This window comes from Acidovorax sp. GW821-FHT10E03 (assembly GCF_059415205.1).
In genome coordinates this window covers 167,735-188,840 of sequence record NZ_JBWKMU010000010.1, presented here as the reverse complement: position 1 = coordinate 188,840, position 21,106 = coordinate 167,735, and the positions used below count along the sequence as shown (strand labels likewise).

15 protein-coding genes are annotated in these 21,106 nt (G+C 63.7%); 3 read left to right on the top strand and 12 right to left on the bottom strand.

Annotation, left to right across the window (positions count from 1 at the left end):
• Positions 1–263: 263 nt before the first annotated feature.
• Positions 264–815: a Spy/CpxP family protein refolding chaperone gene (locus AC07OD_RS18975; protein WP_494597738.1), complete on the bottom strand. Its 552-nt coding sequence runs from the start codon at positions 813–815 to the stop codon at positions 264–266.
• Positions 816–1,138: 323 nt separating this feature from the next.
• Between AC07OD_RS18975 and AC07OD_RS18970 the strand changes: the two genes are divergently transcribed.
• Complete coding sequence (locus tag AC07OD_RS18970; protein ID WP_494597737.1) at positions 1,139–2,152, top strand: recombination-associated protein RdgC; 1,014 nt, start codon at positions 1,139–1,141, stop codon at positions 2,150–2,152.
• A gap of 132 nt (positions 2,153–2,284) precedes the next feature.
• A complete protein-coding gene (locus tag AC07OD_RS18965) occupies positions 2,285–3,307 on the top strand; it encodes an acyltransferase family protein (protein WP_494597736.1) in 1,023 nt (340 codons plus the stop codon).
• 569 nt (positions 3,308–3,876) lie between these two features.
• Here AC07OD_RS18965 and AC07OD_RS18960 read toward each other — a convergent pair.
• The 9 genes from AC07OD_RS18960 to AC07OD_RS18920 all read right to left on the bottom strand — a co-directional run bounded on the left by AC07OD_RS18960 (position 3,877) and on the right by AC07OD_RS18920 (position 14,823).
• The gene (locus tag AC07OD_RS18960) at positions 3,877–5,724 is read right to left on the bottom strand and encodes a type 1 glutamine amidotransferase family protein (RefSeq protein WP_218296392.1); all 1,848 of its coding nucleotides are present in this window, start codon (positions 5,722–5,724) and stop codon (positions 3,877–3,879) included.
• A gap of 274 nt (positions 5,725–5,998) precedes the next feature.
• Complete coding sequence (locus AC07OD_RS18955) at positions 5,999–7,183, bottom strand: acetyl-CoA C-acyltransferase family protein (protein WP_494597735.1); 1,185 nt, start codon at positions 7,181–7,183, stop codon at positions 5,999–6,001.
• Between the two features lie 49 nt (positions 7,184–7,232).
• Entirely contained in the window at positions 7,233–8,042 is an 810-nt protein-coding gene (locus AC07OD_RS18950) for an enoyl-CoA hydratase/isomerase family protein (protein ID WP_218296394.1), read from the bottom strand.
• A gap of 125 nt (positions 8,043–8,167) precedes the next feature.
• Positions 8,168–9,967 carry an AMP-dependent synthetase/ligase gene (locus tag AC07OD_RS18945; protein WP_494597734.1) on the bottom strand — a complete coding sequence of 600 codons (1,800 nt, stop codon included), beginning with the start codon at positions 9,965–9,967 and terminating at the stop codon, positions 8,168–8,170.
• Positions 9,964–10,785 carry an ABC transporter ATP-binding protein gene (locus AC07OD_RS18940; RefSeq protein WP_494597733.1) on the bottom strand — a complete coding sequence of 274 codons (822 nt, stop codon included), beginning with the start codon at positions 10,783–10,785 and terminating at the stop codon, positions 9,964–9,966. The genes AC07OD_RS18945 and AC07OD_RS18940 overlap by 4 nt, the downstream gene beginning before the upstream one ends.
• Positions 10,786–10,795: 10 nt before the next feature.
• On the bottom strand, positions 10,796–11,989 hold the full coding sequence (locus AC07OD_RS18935; RefSeq protein WP_494597732.1) for an ABC transporter substrate-binding protein: 1,194 nt from the start codon (positions 11,987–11,989) through the stop codon (positions 10,796–10,798).
• Positions 11,990–12,032: 43 nt separating this feature from the next.
• Positions 12,033–13,070: a branched-chain amino acid ABC transporter permease gene (locus AC07OD_RS18930; protein WP_494597731.1), complete on the bottom strand. Its 1,038-nt coding sequence runs from the start codon at positions 13,068–13,070 to the stop codon at positions 12,033–12,035.
• An 8-nt stretch (positions 13,071–13,078) separates the two neighbouring features.
• The gene (locus AC07OD_RS18925; RefSeq protein WP_494597730.1) at positions 13,079–13,960 is read right to left on the bottom strand and encodes a branched-chain amino acid ABC transporter permease; all 882 of its coding nucleotides are present in this window, start codon (positions 13,958–13,960) and stop codon (positions 13,079–13,081) included.
• Entirely contained in the window at positions 13,957–14,823 is an 867-nt protein-coding gene (locus AC07OD_RS18920) for an ABC transporter ATP-binding protein (RefSeq protein WP_369640958.1), read from the bottom strand. Before AC07OD_RS18920 ends, AC07OD_RS18925 begins: the two co-directional genes overlap by 4 nt.
• A gap of 150 nt (positions 14,824–14,973) precedes the next feature.
• On the opposite strand from AC07OD_RS18920, the gene AC07OD_RS18915 reads away from it, so the two are divergent.
• Positions 14,974–15,747: a TetR/AcrR family transcriptional regulator gene (locus AC07OD_RS18915; RefSeq protein WP_494597729.1), complete on the top strand. Its 774-nt coding sequence runs from the start codon at positions 14,974–14,976 to the stop codon at positions 15,745–15,747.
• Between the two features lie 46 nt (positions 15,748–15,793).
• Here the strand turns inward: AC07OD_RS18915 and AC07OD_RS18910 are convergent, their stop codons facing one another.
• On the bottom strand, positions 15,794–19,276 hold the full coding sequence (locus AC07OD_RS18910; RefSeq protein WP_494597728.1) for a DEAD/DEAH box helicase family protein: 3,483 nt from the start codon (positions 19,274–19,276) through the stop codon (positions 15,794–15,796).
• A 170-nt stretch (positions 19,277–19,446) separates the two neighbouring features.
• On the bottom strand, positions 19,447–21,102 hold the full coding sequence (locus tag AC07OD_RS18905; protein WP_494597727.1) for an RNA/DNA-binding domain-containing protein: 1,656 nt from the start codon (positions 21,100–21,102) through the stop codon (positions 19,447–19,449).
• Between the last annotated feature and the right edge of the window lie 4 nt (positions 21,103–21,106).

The following is a 21,106-nucleotide window of genomic DNA, read 5'->3' as shown; positions in this document are numbered from 1 at the left end:
CAGACAACAACTTCGGCGCAGCGCCTTCTTCTGTGGATAACCAGCAGGTTGTGCCACAACTGCCCCCAGGGTTATCCACAAACGCCGTCCAAGGCGACCGCCTGCGTGGCCGGAAAGCACAAAGCCCGGGGTCCAGTCAGGACCCCGGGCTTGGGGAGCACGGGAAGAAAAAGTAAAAGGCAGCGCCGGCTGCACGCCGGGAACCCGTCCCCAGGGCCGCCGCCCCGCAGGGCGTGCGGGGGCGGTGGAGGTTGGGTGGGGCGTTACTTCGCCGGTGCGGCGGGCGCTGGATGGCCCTCGCCGCCGCGCATGCCGCCGCCGCCGTGGTGGTGGTCGCGCATGCGCTGGTGGCCGCGGTGCGCCTGCGCATCGAAGGTCTTCTGCTGGTCTGGCGTCAGGGCGGCGTAGAAGGTCTTGGTGGCATCGCCCCGGCGGTCGGCCTCGGCGGCGTGCTGGGCGCGCAGGGCCCGCATGCGGTCGATGCGTTCGGGCGTGGTGAGCTTGTCCATGTCCTTGCGGTCCAGGCGGGCAGTGCGTTCCCCGGGCTGCATCGCGGTGCTGAAGGCCGTCCAGGCGGGTTCCTGGGCGGCGCTCAGCTTGAGCTGGTCCTTCAGGGCGGCCATGCGCTTGGCCATGTGGGCCTGGTGGCGCGCATGGTGCTCGTGGCGGTCACCCCCTGCCTTGTGGCGGCCTTCGGTGGTTGCGGTGGCACCCGCTGCAGGCGGGGCGGCTGGAGGTTGCTGGGCCAGGACCGGCAGGGCCAGTGCAGCGAGAACAGCGGTGGCGGCCAGGCGGTGTTGGAATCTGAAAACCATGGTGTGAGTCCTTTCACAGGGTTGGGAACTCGCCAGGACGACCGTTCCGGCGATTGAGGACCAGTGTCCGCCCCGCATGTATCGCCGCCATACCGGTTGGGTGAGGCTGTGTAAAGTTTCCAAAAGAAACACCCCGCGCATGTCTCGTGAAGGGGGATGGCGCCAGTGGCACGGCAAGGCCCGTTCCACGGCGTCTGCCGGCTGTGATCGTGCCTGTTCATCCGCTCGCGGGTGCGCGGACCGCCAGGGATGGACGGCAGGAAACCTCTCCCGCAGAACCACCGACAATGGCGCATTCCGTCCCAGAAAAGAAAAGGTTTTCCGTGTTCAAGAACATGATCGTGTACCGCATTGCGCCGCAATGGCAGGTCGAATTGACACAAGTGGAAGAGGCCCTGGCCAAGGCGCCCTTCATCGAATGCGGCGCCACGCAGGAAAAGTCCCTGGGCTGGGTGCCGCCGCGTGGCGAACAGCACGGCCCGCTGGCCGAGTCGGTCGGGGGCCAATGGATCCTGCGCTTCATGGTCGAGTCCAAGGTGCTGCCCGGCAGCGTGCTGGCACGCCGCGTGAAGGAAAAGGCAGAACGCATCGAGCAGGAAACCGGCCGCAAGCCTGGCAAGAAGGAAAGCAAGGAACTCAAGGACGAGGCCAAGCTGGACCTGCTGCCCATGGCGTTCACCAAGCAGGGTTCCATGTGGGTGTGGATCGATACGGCATCGCGCCTGCTGGTGCTGGACACCTCCAGCCAGGGCCGTGCGGACGAAGTCGTCACGCTGCTGGTCGAATCGCTGCCCGGCCTGTCGGTGTCGCTCATCAACACCCAGACCAGCCCGCAAGCGGCCATGTCCCACTGGCTCAAGGAACAGGAGCCGCCCGTGGGCTTCACCGTGGACCGCGAATGCGAGCTCAAGAGCGCCACCGAGGAAAAGGCCGTGGTGCGCTATGCCCGCCACCCGCTGGACATCGAAGAGGTGCAGGCCCACATCGACGCCGGCAAGCTGCCCACCAAGCTCGCACTCACCTGGGACGACCGCGTGAGCTTCATGCTCACCGAGGGGCTGCAGATCAAGAAGGTCTCGTTCCTGGACACGGTGTTCGAAGGCACCAAGGCCGATGACGGTGGCTTTGACACCGACGTGGCGATCGCCACGGGCGAGCTGGTCAAGCTGATTCCGGACCTCATCGAGGCGCTGGGGGGCGAGGCGGAGAGTGGGGTGGCGGAGGCTTCGGCGGCAGCTACCGTGGCAACGCCCTTGCCCGCCGCCCGCACCGGTGCAGTTGTGACAGGGCCTGTACAGGTGCCAGTGGACACGGATCCCGACTCTGCGCCGTTTTGATGGCTGGGGCAGGGTGCAGGCGCCCACGGCCGGGGGAGTTCATGCTGGCCGGATTTCACCAAGTGCCGAATCGCAGGCAAGTGAGGCCTACCATTCTGGAGTCAATATTCAATTTTATCGATATAAAAATAAATGAATAACAACATCCAAACCTCGAAAAATCACTCCGTCGAGACTTTAAGAGCAGCAGCGGTGATTCTGGTATTCATGAATCACCTCCATTCCTTGAATATTCTTACCATTCCCTATTTTGGAATAGTGGGGGGATGGATTGGGGTGCAGATTTTTTTTGTGATCAGCGGATACCTGATCATACAGAGCGCGCTACGATATTCCGCTGTCGACTATATAAAGCACCGGGTGCTTAGAATATATCCTGCCTATCTGTTTTGGTTTTTTGTGTTCTCCTTGGTTTTTAAGCAATTCCAAATTGATGCAATTGATTTCAAAAGTCTCTTGATCCATCTGCTTTTCCTGCAGCATTTTTTTCCGGCCGCTTACTTAAAATACAACGCCTTGAGCGTCAGCTGGACACTGACCATCGAGATGGTGTGGTATGTGGTTGCCTTTTTCATCGCGACAAGGTTTTTCAAAAGCCCATCCAAAATCACTGCGGTGTTTGTGTTGATTGCCTGTTTCTGGGTATATGGTGGCGCAAACTGGCATCCACTGGTGAAAAGTCTGGAGGGAATATATATATATTTCTTCGTGCACAACAATGCAATAGCACAGATGCCATTTTTTCTGTTTGGTGCATGGATTGCAGTCAAGCAGCCAAAATATGATAAGGCAGCATTGGCATCTATTTTTATATCCACCACTGTTCTTTATAAATCGTGGGAGCCGGTATTTTCAACGCCTATTTTCATCACGGGTCTGGGTATTTCCGCGCTATTTTTGATTTTGAAAGATACTGAATATGAAAATCCTAAGTCAGTGAAAATGCTGTCGGATATATCCTATTCATTTTATCTTATTCATTATCCGATACTCGTTCTGTCATCGTATGTTGTTCAGAATAAATATCATCGGACGTTCTTGGCATTTTTTGCCACGGTGATTGTTTCTTATGTCAGCTACAAACTGATTGAGCAGCCATTCATGAACATGGCAAAAAAAGGGAAAAAAACAATGGTGACGGAAAGTGGGATTTGAGCCGTTTGTGCATGACGTTGCGATCGGTCTGCAGCAACCCTTCGTGATATGTTTTATTGATATTGATGCCGTGCGCTAGATACCGGGCGATATGGAAGTTATTCAGACCTTTGCAAGGATTTTTGGATTTAATTCATAGACAAGAAACTCGGCAAAACTACCAGAGCGATTGATGCCTCGGTTTCTCATGGCCAGATTTCGATGACCGGGGTGCCCTATGCGAATGCGGCTTCGTCCTCCGACGACAAGCCAGAGATAGAAGGACAGGGCAAGGTGCGTGGGTCGATGACAGCAATGCCGGGCACTTGTTTTATTGCCTTTCACTGCTGTATGGAAGCCCGCTTGAGGCCGCGTCCACGCAGGGCTGGCCTGGCTTGAGGGTGTCAAATACCGGAACGGCTCTGCGCTGCACCCGCAGCACGTGGTAATCGGAAATGACGGAAAGGTCGCTGCAGGACAGAGCAACCACCGCTGACCAGACCGCCCGGTATTCGAGCCGGTGGTGTGGGCCCCGAGCAAAAACTGCGGTTGTCTTGCAGGTCAGATCACTGTACGGAGCATCGCCAATGTCACTTTCGCGAGGGCCGTGGGGGCACGATGTTCACGATTTCCCGCACGAACAACTTTCCCCAGGCTTCCCTCGTGTCGTCCTCGATCAATTGCGGCATGAAGCCGAACGCCAGCGTACGTTCCCCCCGCACCATGATCCCCTGATCCCGCTGCAGCAGTTCCGTGGCCAGCACCTTGTAGCCCGGGCGTGGGGTTATCGACGCATAGCTGACGTACATGCGCCTTGAGGGTTTGAGCCGATAGACCTTGCCATCAATCAGGAAGACACCGCCCTTTTTCTTCCACTCGATATTGGCAATCCCAAACACCTCATGCATCCAGTCAAAGGTGGGCTTGCCGTTTTCGTCGAATTCACCCAGGCGCATGTCCTGGATGAGCGACCCGCCGTTTTTCCAGTAAGTGGTCAGCTTGGATTTGACGCTCTGTGGCAGGGCTGCCTGGTGCGGAACGAGGATGGCATCCAGGCGCTGGATGAGGGGATCGTCCTGCAGAAGGTTCTTTTCGCCGATGACATGGACATCCATCCCGGGCTCGCTGCTCAGGATCTTGTAGGACGCGAACAGCGCATCACGGTGGGTGTTTCTGCCTGCACTTCTTTCCCCGTGCCAGACGTGAAAGTTGGTCGTGGAGCCCAGGATGCCAATCTTGATCCGGGGGGCCGTGCTGGTTGCCGCAGTGTGGCCAGATGGGGCATTGAGCTTGTCCATGTCAAGGGCGGAGAGGGAGCCGCCGCCTGCCTGGTGCGCGAACCCTCCGATCTCGTAGCCCATCACATTGGCCTGCGTCAGCGATTGGGTGACGGAGCGTTGGATGACAGGCATCAGTTCCCGCGATCTTTTTTCGGCCTCCCATCGCTCACCGTAGGCACCCACCATGATTTTCCTGTAGCCCAGCGAGCCCATGTAGTTGGCAAGCGTGGGCAGGACATCTGCATCCGGCACCAGGCTGTAGCCATCGTAGAAGTTGAAATCGATGACGGCTATGTCGATGCACCCCGCCAGTTTTTCAACGATGCCGGTGGCATAGATGGCGTCATGCGACGTGAATGTCTCGGCGAAATATCCGATCGCCTGCGCCCCCTTGTCCCGGATCACCTTGGTGTATGCGCAGGTGGCTTCCTGGAGCCGGTTTTCCCGGAACTCCTTGTGGGCATGCAAAAGAGGTTCCGCTTTGGGCACCCCTGCGGCAATGTTGTTGTTGTAGTTGATGACGGGCTGACGGGCGTTGTTGTGCTTCCTGGCGAAGTCATTCTGTGTGGACTCCTTGTAGTCCCGCCACTGGTAGCCCATCTGCCCATACTTTATTTCGTGTTCCTCCTGGAGGCCGAGGGCATAGCCGAGCACCTTTGCGGGGTAGCGCCTGGAAAAATGATCGACCGTTTGCGCGATGAAAGCGTGCGCGGGCTTTCTGATCCTGTCGTCCGTGAAATCCGGTTGCCAGCTCGGGTCGCCCGAGAAATTCCGCATGACGGCATCGGGATGTGCGGCGGTGATCCACTGCGGGACCGTGGACATGTTGGGCACCAGCTTGCCGCTCTCGTCCTTGTAGGGCCGTCCCCCCATGTCGATGACCAGCAGGAGCGACAGCCCGCCGTCGACAAGGGCATCCATGTGGCCGTGGTAGTGGCTGAACTCGTACAGGCCCTTGCTGCGCTCGATGTCGGACCAGTTCAGGTACACCGTGGCGTGGCTGAATCCCTTGGACTTGAGTTCGCCGGGAAGATTCTTGTTCTGGCTGAGGTCCCAAGGCATCACGATGATGCTGGACACCGGGCGGGCCGCGACGGCGCTGCTGGCAAAAGGAATCAGGGAGAAAAGCAGTGCCGCAATGCGAAAGAGTTTTTTCATGGGGATTTTTGGAGAGAAAAGCGGGGCGCTCCGGCTGGAGAGCGCTGTCCAGCGCGATCATACTGATGCGATCGGCACAGGCCTCGGAAGCCGAAGTGGCCCCCGGGACTGCGCCGGGCCCGCTCCTTGCCCAGGCGCCGCGCCACACAAGGGCGAAGCGCATTCACAGGATCCACGGGACTCAGTTGCTATTTATTAGTAGCAATCGATGGTGGATGGAAAAGCGCTGGAGGCAAAACTCCTGAATGGCGGCAGCGCGGGGACGGCGCCGCCCTCACACCCGCTCGAACACCGCCGCGATGCCCTGGCCGCCGCCGATGCACATGGTCACCAGCGCATAGCGGCCGCCGGTGCGGTGCAGCTCGGCGATGGCCTTGGTGGTGATGATGGCGCCCGTGGCGCCCACCGGGTGGCCCAGCGAAATGCCCGAGCCGTTGGGATTGACCTTGGACGGGTCCAGGTCCAGCTCCTGGATCACCGCACAGGCCTGGGCGGCGAAGGCCTCGTTGGCCTCGATCACGTCCATGTCCTGCACGGTGAGGCCGGTGCGTTGCAGGACCTTGCGCGTGGCCGGCACCGGGCCGATGCCCATGTAGGCCGGCTCGACGCCCGCATGGGCGTAGCCCACGAGGCGGGCCAGGGGTGTGAGGCCCAGGGCCGACACGCGTGCGCCCGAGGCCAGCACCACGGCGGCGGCGCCGTCGTTGATGCCCGAGGCATTGCCCGCGGTGACCAAACCGTCCTTCCTGAACGCGGGCTTCATGCCGGCCAGCACTTCGAGTGTGGTGCTGCCGCGCACATGCTCGTCGGTGTCGAAGACCACCGTGCCCTTGCGCGTGGCGATCTCCACCGGCACGATCTGCTCGCGGAAGTAGCCGGCCGCGATGGCATGTGCCGCGCGCTGCTGGCTCTGCACGGCGAGTTGGTCCTGCATCTCGCGGCTGACGCGGTAGCGCTCGGCCACGTTCTCGGCGGTGATGCCCATGTGCATCTTCTGCCACGGGTCGTGCAGGATGCCGAGCATGTAGTCGATGCTCTTGGCGTCGCCCATGCGCGCGCCGTAGCGCGCGGCGGTGTCGAAGTAGGGGCCGCGGCTCATGGACTCGCTGCCGCCGCCGATGGCGATGTCGCAATCCCCGTAACCGATGGCCTGGGCCGCCGAGATGATGGCCTGCAGGCCCGAGCCGCACAGGCGGTTGACGTTGAAGGCTGGTGTCTCGATGGGGCAGCCGGCGTCGATGGCGGCCACGCGGGCCAGGTAGGCGTCCTTGGTGTCGGTGGGGATCACGTTGCCCATCACCACATGGCCGATGGCGTCGGCGGGCAGGCCACTGCGCGCGATGGCGGCCCTCACGGCGGTGGTGGCGAGATCGGTGTTGGGCACGTCCTTGAGGCTGCCGCCAAAGGTGCCGATGGCGGTGCGGGCGGTGGAGAGGACGTAGACGTCTTGAAGGCTCATGGGAAGTTTCGGCGAAGGGGAGGTGGAAGGCGGGATGGAAAAAGGAAGGTCAGCGGCCCGTGAACTGCGGTGCCTGGCGCGCGTGGAAGGCGTCCACCCCGGCCTGGAAGTCCTGCGTGCCCGCGCAGTGCACGAAGGCCCGCGCCTCGGCGGCCAGTTGCTCGGGCAGGGTACGGTCCATCGACTCGCGCATCAGGCGTTTCATGGCGCCGTAGGCCAGGGTGGGGCCTGCGGCCAGGCGCTCGGCGATGGCGGTGGTGGCGGCGTCGAGCTCTGCAGCGGGCACCACGCGGTTGACCAGGCCGAGGCGCAGCGCATCCTCGGCGGTGAAGGCCTCGCCCAGCAGCGCGATCTCCAGCGCCTGGCGCATGCCCACCAGGCGCGGCAGCGCCCAGGAGGCACCCACGTCGCAGCTGGTGCCCAGGTTGATGTAGGCCAGGTTGAAGCGCGTGCCCTCTGCCACGAGCACATAGTCGGCCATCAGCAGCAGGCTCAGGCCCGCGCCTGCGGCCACGCCGTGCACCTGGGCGATGACGGGGGCGTTCATCTGCGCCAGCAGCGGCAGGGCCTGGTTCAGCGGCGTGAGGATGTCGATGGCGCCCTGCACGGGCGTGGCCCGCAGCGTGGCCAGATCACCCCCGGCCATGAAGCCCTTGCCGTTGCCGCGCAGCACCACGGCGCGCACCGTGGGGTCGGCGGCAATGGCTTGCACGCTGGCGAGAAAGGCCTGCGCCATGGGCACATCGATGGCGTTGAGTGCCTCGGGGCGGTTGAAGCGCAGGGTGGCGATGGGGCCATCCCGTTCGAGCAGCAGGGGGGGTTGTGCGGGCGGTGCTTGCACGGTGGTAGACGAGTTCATGGTCAAAATACCTTCCAGCGCTTGCTGAATAAGCGCAAGACGCTTCTATATTGATAGCATTGCTGAGAGCAGGATGGCAAACGAAACCCGCAACGGCCCTGCGCGACCTGCCTTTTTTCTTCTCTCTACCGGTACAGCGCCTCGATCTCGGCAGCGTAGGTCTTGTAGATGCTCGAGCGGCGCACCTTCATGGTGGCGGTGACCTCGCCGTCGTCGTGGTCCAGCTCCTTGGTGAGCAGGTGGAACTGGCGGATCTGCGAGACCTGGGCCAGGCGCTCGTTGCCCCGGCGGATCTCGGCGTCGATGAGCTCGCGCACCTCGGGCATTTCCACCAGCGAGCGGAAATGCGTGAACGCCAGGCGCCGGGCCTCGGCCCACTTGCCCACGGTCTCGTAGTCGATCATCACCAGCGCACCCACGAACTTGCGGCCCTCGGCGACGATGATGCATTCCTTGATGAAGGGGCTGCCCTTCATGGTGTTCTCGATCTCCGAGGGCGTGAGGTTCTTGCCGCCGGCGGTGATCATGATGTCCTTGAGCCGGTCCACGATCTTGATCTGGCCCTGCTCCTCGCGCACCACGTCGCCGGTGTGCAGCCAGCCATCGATGATGCTCGCGGCCGTGGCCTCGGGGTTCTTGTAGTAGCCCGCGAACACCATGTCGCCGCGCAGCTGCAGCTCGCCGTTGTCGGCCATGCGGTGCTCCACGCCCAGGATGGGCACGCCCACGGTGCCGACCACCACGTTGTCCAGCCGGTGGCCCGTGACCATGCCGGTGGATTCGGTCAGGCCGTAGACCTCCACCAGCGGCAGGCCGAGCACGCGAAAGAAGCGCACCACGTCGGGCGGTATGGGCGCGGCCCCGGTGAGCGCCACGCGCGCCTCGCGCAGGCCGATGAAGTTCTGCAGCGCGCGGAACACCAGCCAGTAGCTGGCGGCGAAGGCCAGGCGCTCGCCCAGGCTCCAGGCGCTGCGCGGCTTCTCGGCCAGCGGCTGGCAGGCGGCGACCGCACGGTGGAACAGCCGGCGGCGCAGGCCCCCGGTCTCCTGCAGCTTGATGTGGATGGCGGCGTGCATCTTCTCCCAGATGCGCGGTACGCCCAGGAACATGGTGGGCGCCACCTCGCGCAGGTCTTCCTGCACGGTGCGGATGGACTCGCCGAAGTTCACCTGCGAGCCGATGTACACCGGAACGAAGCTGGTGAGCATCTGCTCGGCCACGTGGCACAGCGGCAGGTAGGACAGGTGGGTGGTGGCCGCATCGAGCTGCAGCCGCTCGACGATGCCGGGCACCACGCCGCGGATGTTGCGGTAGCTGATCATGGCGCCCTTGGGCTTGCCGGTGGAGCCCGAGGTGTAGATCATCAGGCCCACGTCGTCGAGCGTCTGGCGGGCGAGCGCCTCGTCCACCAGCGCCTGCTGGCGGGATGCAGCGCCCAGCGCCTCGACTTCGGCAAAGGTGGCGATCAGCGCGCGCACCTCGGGTGCGAAGCTGCGCAGGCCCTTGGTCTCCATGACGATGATCTTTTTCAGGCGCGGCAGCTCGGGCAGGGCCGCGAGCAGCTTGTCGGTCTGTTCCTGGTCTTCGCAGACCATGACCTCGATGTCGGCATGGCCGACCACGTAGGCCACCTCGTTGCTGGGGCTGGTGGGGTAGACGCCCACGGTGACCGCACCGACCAGGCCCGCGCCCATCTGCGCGAGCACCCATTCGATGCGGTTCTCAGAGATCACGCCCACATGGCCGCCCGCCGGCAGGCCCAGCGCGCGCAGGCCCAGGCCGAAGTGGCAGGCGCGCTCGTGGTAGCGGGCCCAGGTGAAGGGCTTCCAGATGCCGAAGTCCTTTTGCCGGATGGCCACGCGGCCCGGTTCGGCTCGCGCGCGCTCGCGCAGCATCTGGGGCAGGGTGAGTTCGGGGAGGTTCATGACAGCCATCTCTTGCGGCGCTTGTAGTGCTTGATGTCCTTGAAGCTTTTTGCTTCGCCACCACCCCCCATGCCCAGGTAGAACTCGCGCACGTCGGGGTCACTGGCCAGGCGCTCGGCCGTGCCGTCGATCACGATCTTGCCGTTCTCCATGATGTAGCCCTGGTGGGCGACCGCGAGTGCCACGGTGGCGTTCTGCTCCACCAGCAGCATGGAGGTGCCGCGCTCGGCGTTGATGCGCGCGATGATGGTGAAGATGTCTTCCACCAGCTTCGGCGACAGGCCCAGCGAAGGCTCGTCGAGCAGGATCAGCTGGGGCTGGGCGATGAGCGCGCGGCCGATGGCCAGCATCTGCTGCTCGCCACCCGAGAGATACCCGGCCAGGCCCTTGCGGCGCTCGTGCAGGCGCGGGAAGTAGCTGTAGACGCTGTCGAAGTCGGGCTTCGCATCGGCGCGGCCCGTGAGCGCATAGGTCGCGGCCACCAGGTTCTCTTCGACCGTGAGGTCCTCGAACACGCGGCGGCCCTCCATCACGTGCGAGAGGCCGCTGCGCACCAGCTGCTGCGGTGCCAGGCCCGCGGTGGGCTGGCTGTTGAAGCGGATGCTGCCCGACTCCACCGTGCCGTCTTCGAGCGCCAGCAGGCCCGAGATGGCCTTGAGCGTGGTGGACTTGCCCGCGCCGTTGCTGCCCAGCAGCGCCACGATCTGGCCGCGCGGCACGGCCAGCGACAGGCCACGCAGGGCCTGCACGACCTTGTTGTAGATGACCTCGATGTTGTTGACTTCGAGGACGTGGTCCGGCGTGGCGAGCGGGGTCATGGCAGGCTGGTCACAGTTTGATCCAGTCGGAGGCCGCGACCATCTTCTGTGCCTTCATGTCCGCGCGGTACACGCGCCCCACGGGGATGGAGTTGCCGCTGATGGTGATCGGCACGCCGATCAGGCCACCGGTGTCGAAGTCCTTGATGGAATTGAGCGCGGCCTTGAGGTTCTTGCCGTCGAGCGGCTTGCCCGCGTCCAGGCAGCGCTTGGCCGATTCGGTGAACAGCATGGCGGCGAGAAAGCCCTGGATGTAGGCCGTGCTCTGGTACTCGGGGCGCAGCGCGCGGATCTTCTCCAGCATGGGCGCCTTCTCGGTGTCGTAGTAGTAGCGGTAGGGCATCACACCCATGAAGCCGTCGGCGGCCTCGCCCATCTTCATCACGGTGGAGCTGTCCATGGTCCAGAAGGTGCCCATCCACTTGCTGGTCATGCCCTGCTGCTTGCCCTGGGTGATGAACTCGGGGATGGGCGCGAGGATGTAGCCGTGGAAGATGGTGTAGTCGGGCGCGGCGCGGCGCAGCTTGATGACCTCGCCCGAGACGTCCACGCTGCCCGCGGGCGTCATGATCTTGACGGGCACCGACAGGCCGAGCGCCTTGGCGGTGGCCTCGCTCTTGTCGATCGGGTCGCGGCCGAATTCGGAGTCCGAGTACACGAAGGCCACCTTGGCACCGGGCTTTTCCTTGGCGATGTGCTTGAGCAGGATGCCGAACATCTCGGTGTAGTCCGGGCCCACGAGGAACTGGTTCGGGTACTTCTTCGGATCGTTGAGCTCGCTGGCGAACGAGGCACCGGCCATCAGCGTGGTGCCCGCGCGGTCGAGCTCGGGGTTGATGGTCTTGGCAAAGCCCGTGGAGTCGCCGTAGTAGAGGTTCACCTTGTTCTGGCTGGTGATCTTCTTGTAGGCGGCGACCGAGACGTCGACCTTGTAGCCCGTGTCCTCGGGCACGTACCTGAGCTTGCGGCCCTTGATGCCACCCGCGTCGTTGACCATCTTCACGTAGTCGCCGATGCCGGCGTTGATGCCCACGCCCGCGAACGCGAACACGCCCGTGAGTGGGATGGAGCCGCCGATGACGATGTCTTCGCCGCTGGCCTGCGCAGTGGCGGTGAGCGGTGCGGCCAGCGTGGCGCCCGCAGCGAGCAGCAGGGTGCGGCGGCGCTGTGACATGGGGGATGCGTTGGTGGTGGTGGTGGGCATGGTGCTTGTCTCCTTCATGGTTTTATGGGCTGTGGCGGCTCTCTCAATTGCGGAACGGCCACAGATGGAAAAAGCGGCGAATGCGCCGCCACACTTCTGCGAGCCCCTGTGGCTCGAACACCAGAAATCCGATGATCAGCAGGCCAAAGATCACGGTGCGTACGGGCGAGAGGAACACCGTGAGCTCGTTGCCGCCGGGCAGCAGGGCGACCACCAGCTTGAGCAGCTCGGGCACCATGGTCATGAACACTGCGCCCAGGATGCCGCCCAGGATGGAGCCCATGCCGCCGACGATGATGGCCGCCAGGAAGAAGATGGACATGAGCAGCGGAAAGCTCTCGGGTGTGACCACGCGAAAGAAGTAGGCCCACAGGCCGCCTGCCACGCCCGCGTAGAACGAGGACAGCCCGAACGACAGCAGCTTGTAGCGCAGCAGCGGTATGCCCAGCACCTCGGCCGAGATGTCGCGATCGCGGATGGCGATGAAGGCGCGGCCCACGCGCGTGCGAAACAGGTTGGCCGCGCCCAGCAGCATGAGCACGGTGACCGGCACGATCACCCAGTACAGGCGGAACGAGGTATCGAGCGGCAGGCCGAACAGCTTGGCCGGCGGCACGCTCAGGCCGCCGGTGCCGCCCGTGAACTTCCAGTTGGCGAAGATGAAGTGCGCGATGAACGACGCCGCGATGGTGGCGATGGCCAGGTACAGGCCCTTGACACGCAGCGAGGGGATGCCCACGACGATGCCACCCAGCATGGCCACGAAGCCGCCGGCCAGCAGGTTGAGCAGAAAGGGCGTGCCCGCGCGCGTCTCCAGCACGGCCACGGTATAGGCCCCGAGGCCCATGAAGGCCGCCTGCCCCAGGCTCACCAGGCCCGTGTAGCCCGTGAGGATGTTCAGGCCGGTGGCGCTGGCGACGTTGATGCTGACCAGGCAGGCCAGGTACAGCCAGTAGTCGCTGGCCATGAAGGGGAAGAGCAGCAGCAGTGCGGCGACCACGGCGAGCCACACCTTCTGCGTGGGCGAGTCGAACAGCGCCGCGTCGGCGATGTAGCTTTCCTTGAGGGTTCCGATGCGCATGGCGTGCCTTACAGACGTTCTATTTCGTGCGTGCCGAACAGGCCATAGGGTCGCACCAGCAGCACGGCCACGAGCACGATGAAGGTGGCCAGCAGCTTGTACTCGCCGCCCAGGTAGGCGCCAGCCAGCGCTTCGATGAGGCCGATGAGCAGGCCGCCGACGAGGGCGCCGAGCACGCTGTCGAGCCCGCCCACGATGACCACCACCAGCACCGACAGGCCGAACACGCCCATGCTCGACGAGATGCCGCCGATGGAGCCGACGATGATCCCGGAGACCGCGGCGATCATGGCCGAGACCACCCAGGCCAGCGAGAACACGCGCGGCACGTTGATGCCCACCGAGTAGGCGGCGGCCTGGTCGCTGGCCGTGGCGCGCAGGGCCACGCCGCCGCGCCAGAAGCGGAACACCAGCAGCACCGCGGCGATGAAGGCCACGGCGATCATGGCGCCCCAGAACACCTTGGGTGCGAGGAAGGCCTCGCCGATCATGATCGGCTTGGTCGGCATGAACTCGGGCAGGCGGCGCTGATCGGCCGTCCAGATCATCTCCACCAGGCCCACGAGCACCGAGGCCAAACCCACGGTGACCATGAAGACGGAGATCGGCGGCTCGCCCAGCAGCGGGCGGATCATGGTGCGCTCGATCACCGCGCCCAAGAGGCCCGAGCCGAGCACCGCCGCCGGAATGGCCAGCCACAGCGGCAGCGCGAAGGTGGCGGCGAAGGTGAAGAACAGGTAGGCGCCGACCATGAGCATCTCGCCGATGGCGATGTTCACCACGCGCGTGGCCTTGTAGACCATCACGAAGGCCAGCGCCGCCAGCGCATAGAGGCCACCGCCGGCAATGCCGGTGAGGCTGATTTCGAACAGGTAGGCCCAGTCCATCATGCAACCCCCTGCAGTGGCGTCGCAGCACCGGCATGCAGGCGGGCCCGCAGGTCGCCCACGTCGCCCGAGCCCAGGTAGGCGCGGATCACCTCGGGGTTGGCCTGCACCTCCCCCGGCGTGCCCTGGGCGATGACCTGGCCGAAGTTGAGCACCACCACGTGGTCCGACAGGTCCATCACCATGCCCATGTCGTGCTCGACCATGAGCACGGTGACACCCCACTCGGCGCGCACGTCGAGGATGAAGCGCGCCATGTCCTCGGTCTCCTCGCGGTTCATGCCGGCCACGGGCTCGTCGAGCATCAGTACCTCGGGCTGCATGGCCAGGGCACGGGCCATCTCCACGCGCTTTTGCAGGCCGTAGGGCAGGGCCGAGACGGGCGCATGGCGGATGTGGTCGATCTCCAGGAAGTCGATGATGCGCTCCTCGATGTCGGCACGCAGGGCGGCCTCTTCGCGGCGTGCGCGGCCCACGTAGAGCAGCGCGTCGAGCACATTGGTCTTGAGGTGCGCATGCCGCCCGAGCTTGATGTTGTCGAGCACCGTCATGCCGCGAAACAGCGCGATGTTCTGGAAGCTGCGCCCCAGGCCCAGCCGGGCGCGCTGCGGTGCCGGCACCCGCGTGATGTCCTGGCCCTTGAAACGGATGGCGCCGCTGCCCGGGCGGTAGAAGCCCGAGATGGTGTTGAACAGCGAGGTCTTGCCCGCACCGTTGGGCCCGATCACGGCGGTGATGGAGCCGGCCTGCACGCCAAAGCCCACGCCGGTGAGCGCCTTGACCCCGCCGAAGGCCAGCGTGACACCATCGACCTGCAGCAGGGGCGGCGCGCTGGCGGGGGGAATGCCGGGTGGGTGTGTCTCCATTGGCTTTCTAATGCGGGTTTGTGCTGACCAGAAAATTCCTGCGGGCCTGCAGAAATTTCCTACTTGTGCGTAAACTGTTTACTCGTGAGTAGATTCTGGAAGGCCCCGCGCCAAACCAGCATCCGTACTTTCCCGAGGAACCAGCCCGCCATGCCCAGCCCCACCGTGTCGCCCCCCCGCAGTGCCGACCGCCCGCCTGCGTCTCCCTGGGCGCCCGCGTCCCACCGCGAACAGCAGCGCGAGGCCAAGCGCAATGCCGTGCTGCAGGCGGCCGCGCAGTTGTTCAACGAACGCGGCTTTCACGCCACCTCGCTCGACGACATCGCCGCGCGGCTGAACGTGACCAAGCCCACGCTGTACTACTACGTGAAGAACAAGGACGAGATCCTGCTGCAGTGCGTGAGCAAGGGCCTGGAGATGATGCTCGAGGGCATCGATGCCTCGCGCGCGGCCGGGGGCAAGGCCATCGACCAGCTCATGACCTGCATGCAGGTGTATGCGCGCATCGTCACCATGGACTTCGGCAAGTGCCTGATCCGCGTGGGCGACGAGCAGCTGCCGCCGGAGAGCCGCAAGGAGCTGCGCCGCCTGAAGTCCGCCATCGACCAGGAATTCCGCCGCCTCGTGGCCGAGGGGGTGGAGGAAGGATCGCTGCAGCCTTGCGACCCGAAGATGACGGCCTTCGTGATCGCGGGCGCGCTCAGCTGGATCGGGCGCTGGTACCAGCCCGGCGGCGAGTACACGGCCGAGCAGGTGGCGGGGCAGTGCATCGAAACGCTGTGCCAGGGGGTGCTGCGCCGCGCGGAGAGCACGGCGTTAGCTTCTGCCTTGCCGGCGAAGCCCGCACTAGCCAAGTCCGCACGTAAGCGCAATGCAGCACCTGCAAAAAAGGTTGCGGTGAAAATCGTACGCAAGGCGGACTGATACGCTTTTTGCGTTTCAACTAGGTCAAATTCAGGAGGTGAGACGATCAGGCAGCTGCTTGCTGCAGTTCCAGCCCATGCAGCGCTTGGAACAGTTGCTCCACTTTGCCTGTGTCAAATACACCATCGGGCCCCTGGGCGTGAATATCGGTGAACGGCGACTCATACAACCGTGACGCGGGCATGGCGCCATGCTCCGTCAGGTGCTGCACAATCTCTTCCACGAACTGCAGTTGACTGGCACTGGCAGTACCTTCCGCAATCAGGTTGGCAAATGCGGCCATGGCTGCCTCCCTGTCCAGGCCGACCAAGGAACGCACAAACACCTGCAGGCTGGTGTGCAGCGCAACGGCGCGCTGGATGTCACTGTCGGTACCGCCCGCCTCGTGCAGCAGGGCTTCCAACTCCTGTAAATCGGCAGCGGTCAGGGGCTGGTTGCGGCGCAGCTTGTGCAGTGCCAGCCGGTCTTCATGCGCGCGCAGGAAGACTTTGGCCTTGGCGCGGAAACGCTCGAAATCCACTGCACTGGCGACCAATGGCAAGGCGACTTCGGTTGTCTCGCCGATGTCGTCTTCGAAGTTGGTATAGACCACATTGCGGCCACTCTTTTCAATGAGCTTGATGAGACTGCGCAGCTTGCGCCGCGCCTGCTCCAGCATGGTCAGCGTCACGTCCAGCCACCACTCATCACCCGCAATGGCTTCGATCAGCAGCAGATGCTCGCGCACGCTGGGTACATTGGCCAGTTCCAGCAGGCTGTCGGCCAGTTGCTGCACCTTGGATTGCAGGCGGGGCAACGAAGGTTCGCTGCGCAGTAGCGCCAGTTGCGTGTTCAGCAGCAGGGCATCAAAGCGCTTGGCATCCTCATCGTCATCGCGCACAGCCGTGGGCAGACCGGACAGGTGTGTGGCCACCTCGGCCAACTGCTCAGTCGTGGGCCGTTTCCATGCATCAGGCTGAGCCCACGTTTCGACCCAGCGGCGCTGGGGGCGCACCACGAAGTTGTTGAGCGACATGCCCGCCACCATGCTGTGCAGCAGCGCGGCGGTGTCGTGGCGGATGACGGGTTCGGTCAGCACGAAGGACTGCTGCGCCTCTTCGGCCACGCCGCTCAACTGCTGGCGCTGGTCCAGCAAGCCGATCAACTCCAGGCGCGCGTTGAACAGCCGCTGCGATAGCGGCTGTGCCACGGCACCTTCGCTGCCTTCCAGGTCCTGGCTGAAGAATTCAAGGTTCTGGCAGAAGTCAAAAATGAAGAAGTCCTTCTTGTCCTGCCCCGGGCCATACAGCTCTTTGCACAGCCGCGTGCCACGCCCCACCATCTGCCAGAACTTGGCCTTGGAGCGCACGATCTTGAAGAACACGAGGTTTACCACCTCCGGCACATCAATCCCTGTGTCCAGCATGTCCACCGAGATGGCGATGTGCGGCATGCGGTCTTTTTGCGAGAAGTCGTCGATGAGCGACTGGGCGTATTCAGTCTTGAACGTGATGGTGCGAGCGAACTGGCCCCGGTATTCCGGGTAGCTCAGATCAAAGCGCTGCTGGATGAACTCGGAGTGCTTCTGGTTCTTGGCAAAGATGATGGTCTTGCCCAGGCGGTCGCCGCCCGCCACCTTGTGGCCCTTGTCCATCAGCAGGCCGAGCATCTTGTCCACCGTGTCGGTGTTGAACAGCCATTTGTTGACGGCTTCGGCGCTCACTTCATCGGGTGCGTCGCCGCCTTCTTCATCCCATTCCAGCGCATCCCACTGCTCTTTCTCGTCGTCGCTCAGCTCGTCGTACCGGATACCTTGGCGCTGGAACTTCAGCGGGACCGACACTGCCCGTGGCGGGGCCAGATAGCCCTCGGCAATGGCATCGTCCAGCCCGTAGGCATCGGTGGGCACGCCGCTTTCCAGGCCGAAAAGGCTGTACGTGTTGCGGTCGATCTCATCCTTGGGCGTGGCCGTCAGGCCCACCAGCAGCGCATCGAAGTAGCTGAAGATGGCGCGGTACTTCTGGTAGATGGAGCGGTGCGCCTCGTCCACCACGATCAGATCGAAGTGGCCCACGCCGAAGCGGCGCTTGCCGCCCGCGCCTGCATTGGCGCCTTCGTTGATGAGCCCCATCATCGTGGGGTAGGTCGACATGTAGACCCGCCCCTCTGTGGCGCGGTCGGTCACCAGGTTTACGGGGGCTGCGTCGGGCAGGTGGGCCTTGAAGGCGTTCACGGCCTGGTTGACCAGCGCCACGCGGTCCGCCAGGAACAGCACGCGCTTGGCCCAATTGGCACGCATCAACAGGTCCACCAGTGCGATCACCGTGCGGGTCTTGCCCGCACCGGTGGCCATCACCACCAATGCCTTGCGGTGCTGGTCGCGCTCAAACGTTTCGGCAATGCGGCGAATAGCACGCTGCTGGTAATGGCGCTCCACAATGCCCGCCGCAATAGGCAAGTCGGCCAGCGGCTTGCGCGTGGTGCGGCGCTGGGCCATCAGCTCCAGTTCGTCCTTGGTGTGAAAGCCTTGCACTGGGCGTGATGGGCTGGCCAGGTCATCCCACATCCAGTGCTCGTAGCCGTTGGTGCCATAGATCACGGGGCGGTGGCCGTACTGCTTTGACAGGCAATCGGCATACAGGCGGGCCTGTTGTTGACCTTCGTTGGCACTGCGACGGGTGCGCTTGGCTTCGACAATGGCCAGCGGCACTTCGCCGCTCCACAGCACATAGTCCACAAAGCCCTTGCCTTCACCTCCAGCGTTGTTGGGCATGCCCTGCACTTCAAACTCGCGGTCGCGTGGCTGGTCCAGTGCCCAACCCGCTTCCTTGAGCAGCAGGTCGATGAACAGGTCGCGCGTGGCGGCCTCGTTGTAGTCGTGCGCTGTGGCGGGCTGCGCGGCGTTGGCGGCCTTGGCGGCGGCGATCTCCGCGCGGTAGCGGGCCAGTTCCGCATCCAGTTCGGCATTGCGGGCGGCGGCTTCGCGCAGGGCTGTATCGCGTTCGGCCAAGGCCAGGGCCTGCTTGGCCAGTGCCTCTTGTGCCGCAGCCTGGGCTGCGCGGCTGGCAGCCTGTTCAGCGGCGATGTTGGCGGTGGCGGGGCGGGGCAGCAGTTCTGCGCGAAACTGCAGGCCTGCCGCAGGCCGGTCACCCACGCGGCGCGCATAGTGCTGCGCCAGCCAGAACGCCACATGGAACAGCTCGCGCAATGCATTGAGCGCATCTTGCGGTGGCACCGGGCGGGCATGGTGCACAGCCTGGTTGCCCAGTCGGCGGATCACATCCATTTTGGTGTGCACCGTCGGCCCCACCAGTTGCTGAAAACTGGGCTCGAACAGGAAAGCCGACAAATCCGCCTTGTACGGCATGCGCAGGCTGCCTCCCCGGCCGCATTCAGCCTGATACAACCAGGCCACGGCCAGTTCCAGTGCGCGGCGGGCATAGAAGCACGCGGTGCGGGGGTCTGTGTGGGCGGCGGTCTCGGCGCGGCGGGCTTCGGCCAGCAGGTCGGGCCAATCAGACTGCAGAAAGCTGAAGTTGGATGTCGTCAAAGCGTTGCCTTTGCTGCGCGAGGAAGGTGGCGTTTTTGGGTGGGGCGTTACCGGTGATGGCCTGGTTTAAACAGACTGTTTAACCGCTATCGTGATTTTTGGAATGGTTTGGGTTTTATAAGCTATTGATTTATATGGAAATTTCTACGGTGTAAAGCATTCCTTTACCTCTAGGTATTGCCCTTTGGGTCAAAGACTGCGGCATGGGCCAGATACCAACGGGCCCAGCGCCGCTGGCCCAGAACGTTGATCAACCCTTCATTGCGCAACTCGTCCAGCAGCTTTTGCACCGCTTTCATCGGCAGGGACGGCAGCACTTGGCGGAACTCGCTCAGCGGCGCACCCGCTTTTCCCTGGTCTTTGAGATGTTGTAGCAGCAAAGCCTTGTTAGTGCCGTGGTCCAAGCCGCGTTTGCGGGTGTAGGTACCTTTGCTGCCCAGCGTCGCATACAAGGCGGCTGCCAGCATGTATTTGGCGGTCTTGCCCCGGCCCATGACTTCTACGGCACCCACCTCTGCCAGTGCTGGCAGGCGGTCCTGCAACGCGGGCGCCAAAGTGCGGCCTTGTTGCAGGCATTCCAACGCAAGGAAGTCGAGGGTTGAAAAACTGCGCAGCGTCTCCTCCCCCAGCCGCTCCATGAACCTCACAAACGCTGGGTTGCGCACGCCGCCCTCCAGTGTCAGCCGTACCTCATGCGCAGCCGTGCCTGCAAAGCTGGGCAGCGGCTTGCCCTGGCGCACGGCGCTTTCCATCATCAGGTTCAGGCCCTGGCCCGAGCGTTCGATCAGCCCGCAGCGCCCCAATGCCTCGGCCAGGCGGCGATTGCGTGGGTATTGCTGGTCAATGATGTTCTCGGGTGTGATGCCGGGAGGCAGGCCGCCGGGGCTCACCACCTCCAGCCGCTTGGCAAATTGGCGCACAAAGATCGAGCCGCCCAGGCGGTAGTCGCGGTGGGCTACCGCGTTCAGTAAGGCCTCGCGCACGGGCACCTCGTCAAAGGTGGGCAAGTCCATGCGGAAGAAATCGTCCTGGTAGCTCTGCCGGTCGTTGCGCAGGTTGATCTTTTTCCACAGTGCGTCCTGCCAGGCAAAAAAGCCCGCGCGGTATTCCTCGCGGTCGGCCGCCGGGCCAGCGGCTTCGGATGAGCGGTACTCGAACACCAGCTCGGCCTGCGCCAGCCACCGCGTGAGGCCCGCGCGCGTGCCAAACAGGATGAGTGCCGCGTAGCTCACCTGGTCGCCGTCTACCAGCAACTCGGTATCGCGCAGCGTTTGCAGGTCGCTTAGCTCGCGCCTGCGCGGGTCGCCGGTCTTTTGGGCCCAGCGCTCGCGGAACAGGGCGATGGACTCGGGCTCCAAGTCGTCCAGCGAGGCACCGGGGCAAGGCTGGGCCGAAAAGTCGGGGCCTGTTTCGGCAAACATCTCCCTCAACTCCTGGCCGCTCAGGGCTGCCAGGTCGTCACCCGCGCGCTTGAAGTAGCGGCCATCAATCTCCCACGCCGTGCCTGGCAAGCGTGGCGGAACGTGAACGATCACCACGCGCCCTTCGGGCAGCAACAGCTCTTCCACCGGAATGCGGTGCCCCAGCCGCTGGTGCAGGCCCGCCTCGGTGCGGCCCGGCTCGTCGAAAGCCTGGGTGCCCACAATGCGCCGGGGCCGCTTGTCCGTCACGCCCAGCACCATGGTGCCACCGCCCTCGTTGGCCAGGGCCACGCAGTACTTGACCAGCGTGTCAAAGTGGTAGTTCTGCTTGGCCTCCTTGAATTCCAGGCGCTGGCCTTCGGGTTCAAGCAGCCATTGTTGAAGCTGGGTGAGGGAGGTGGGCATGGTG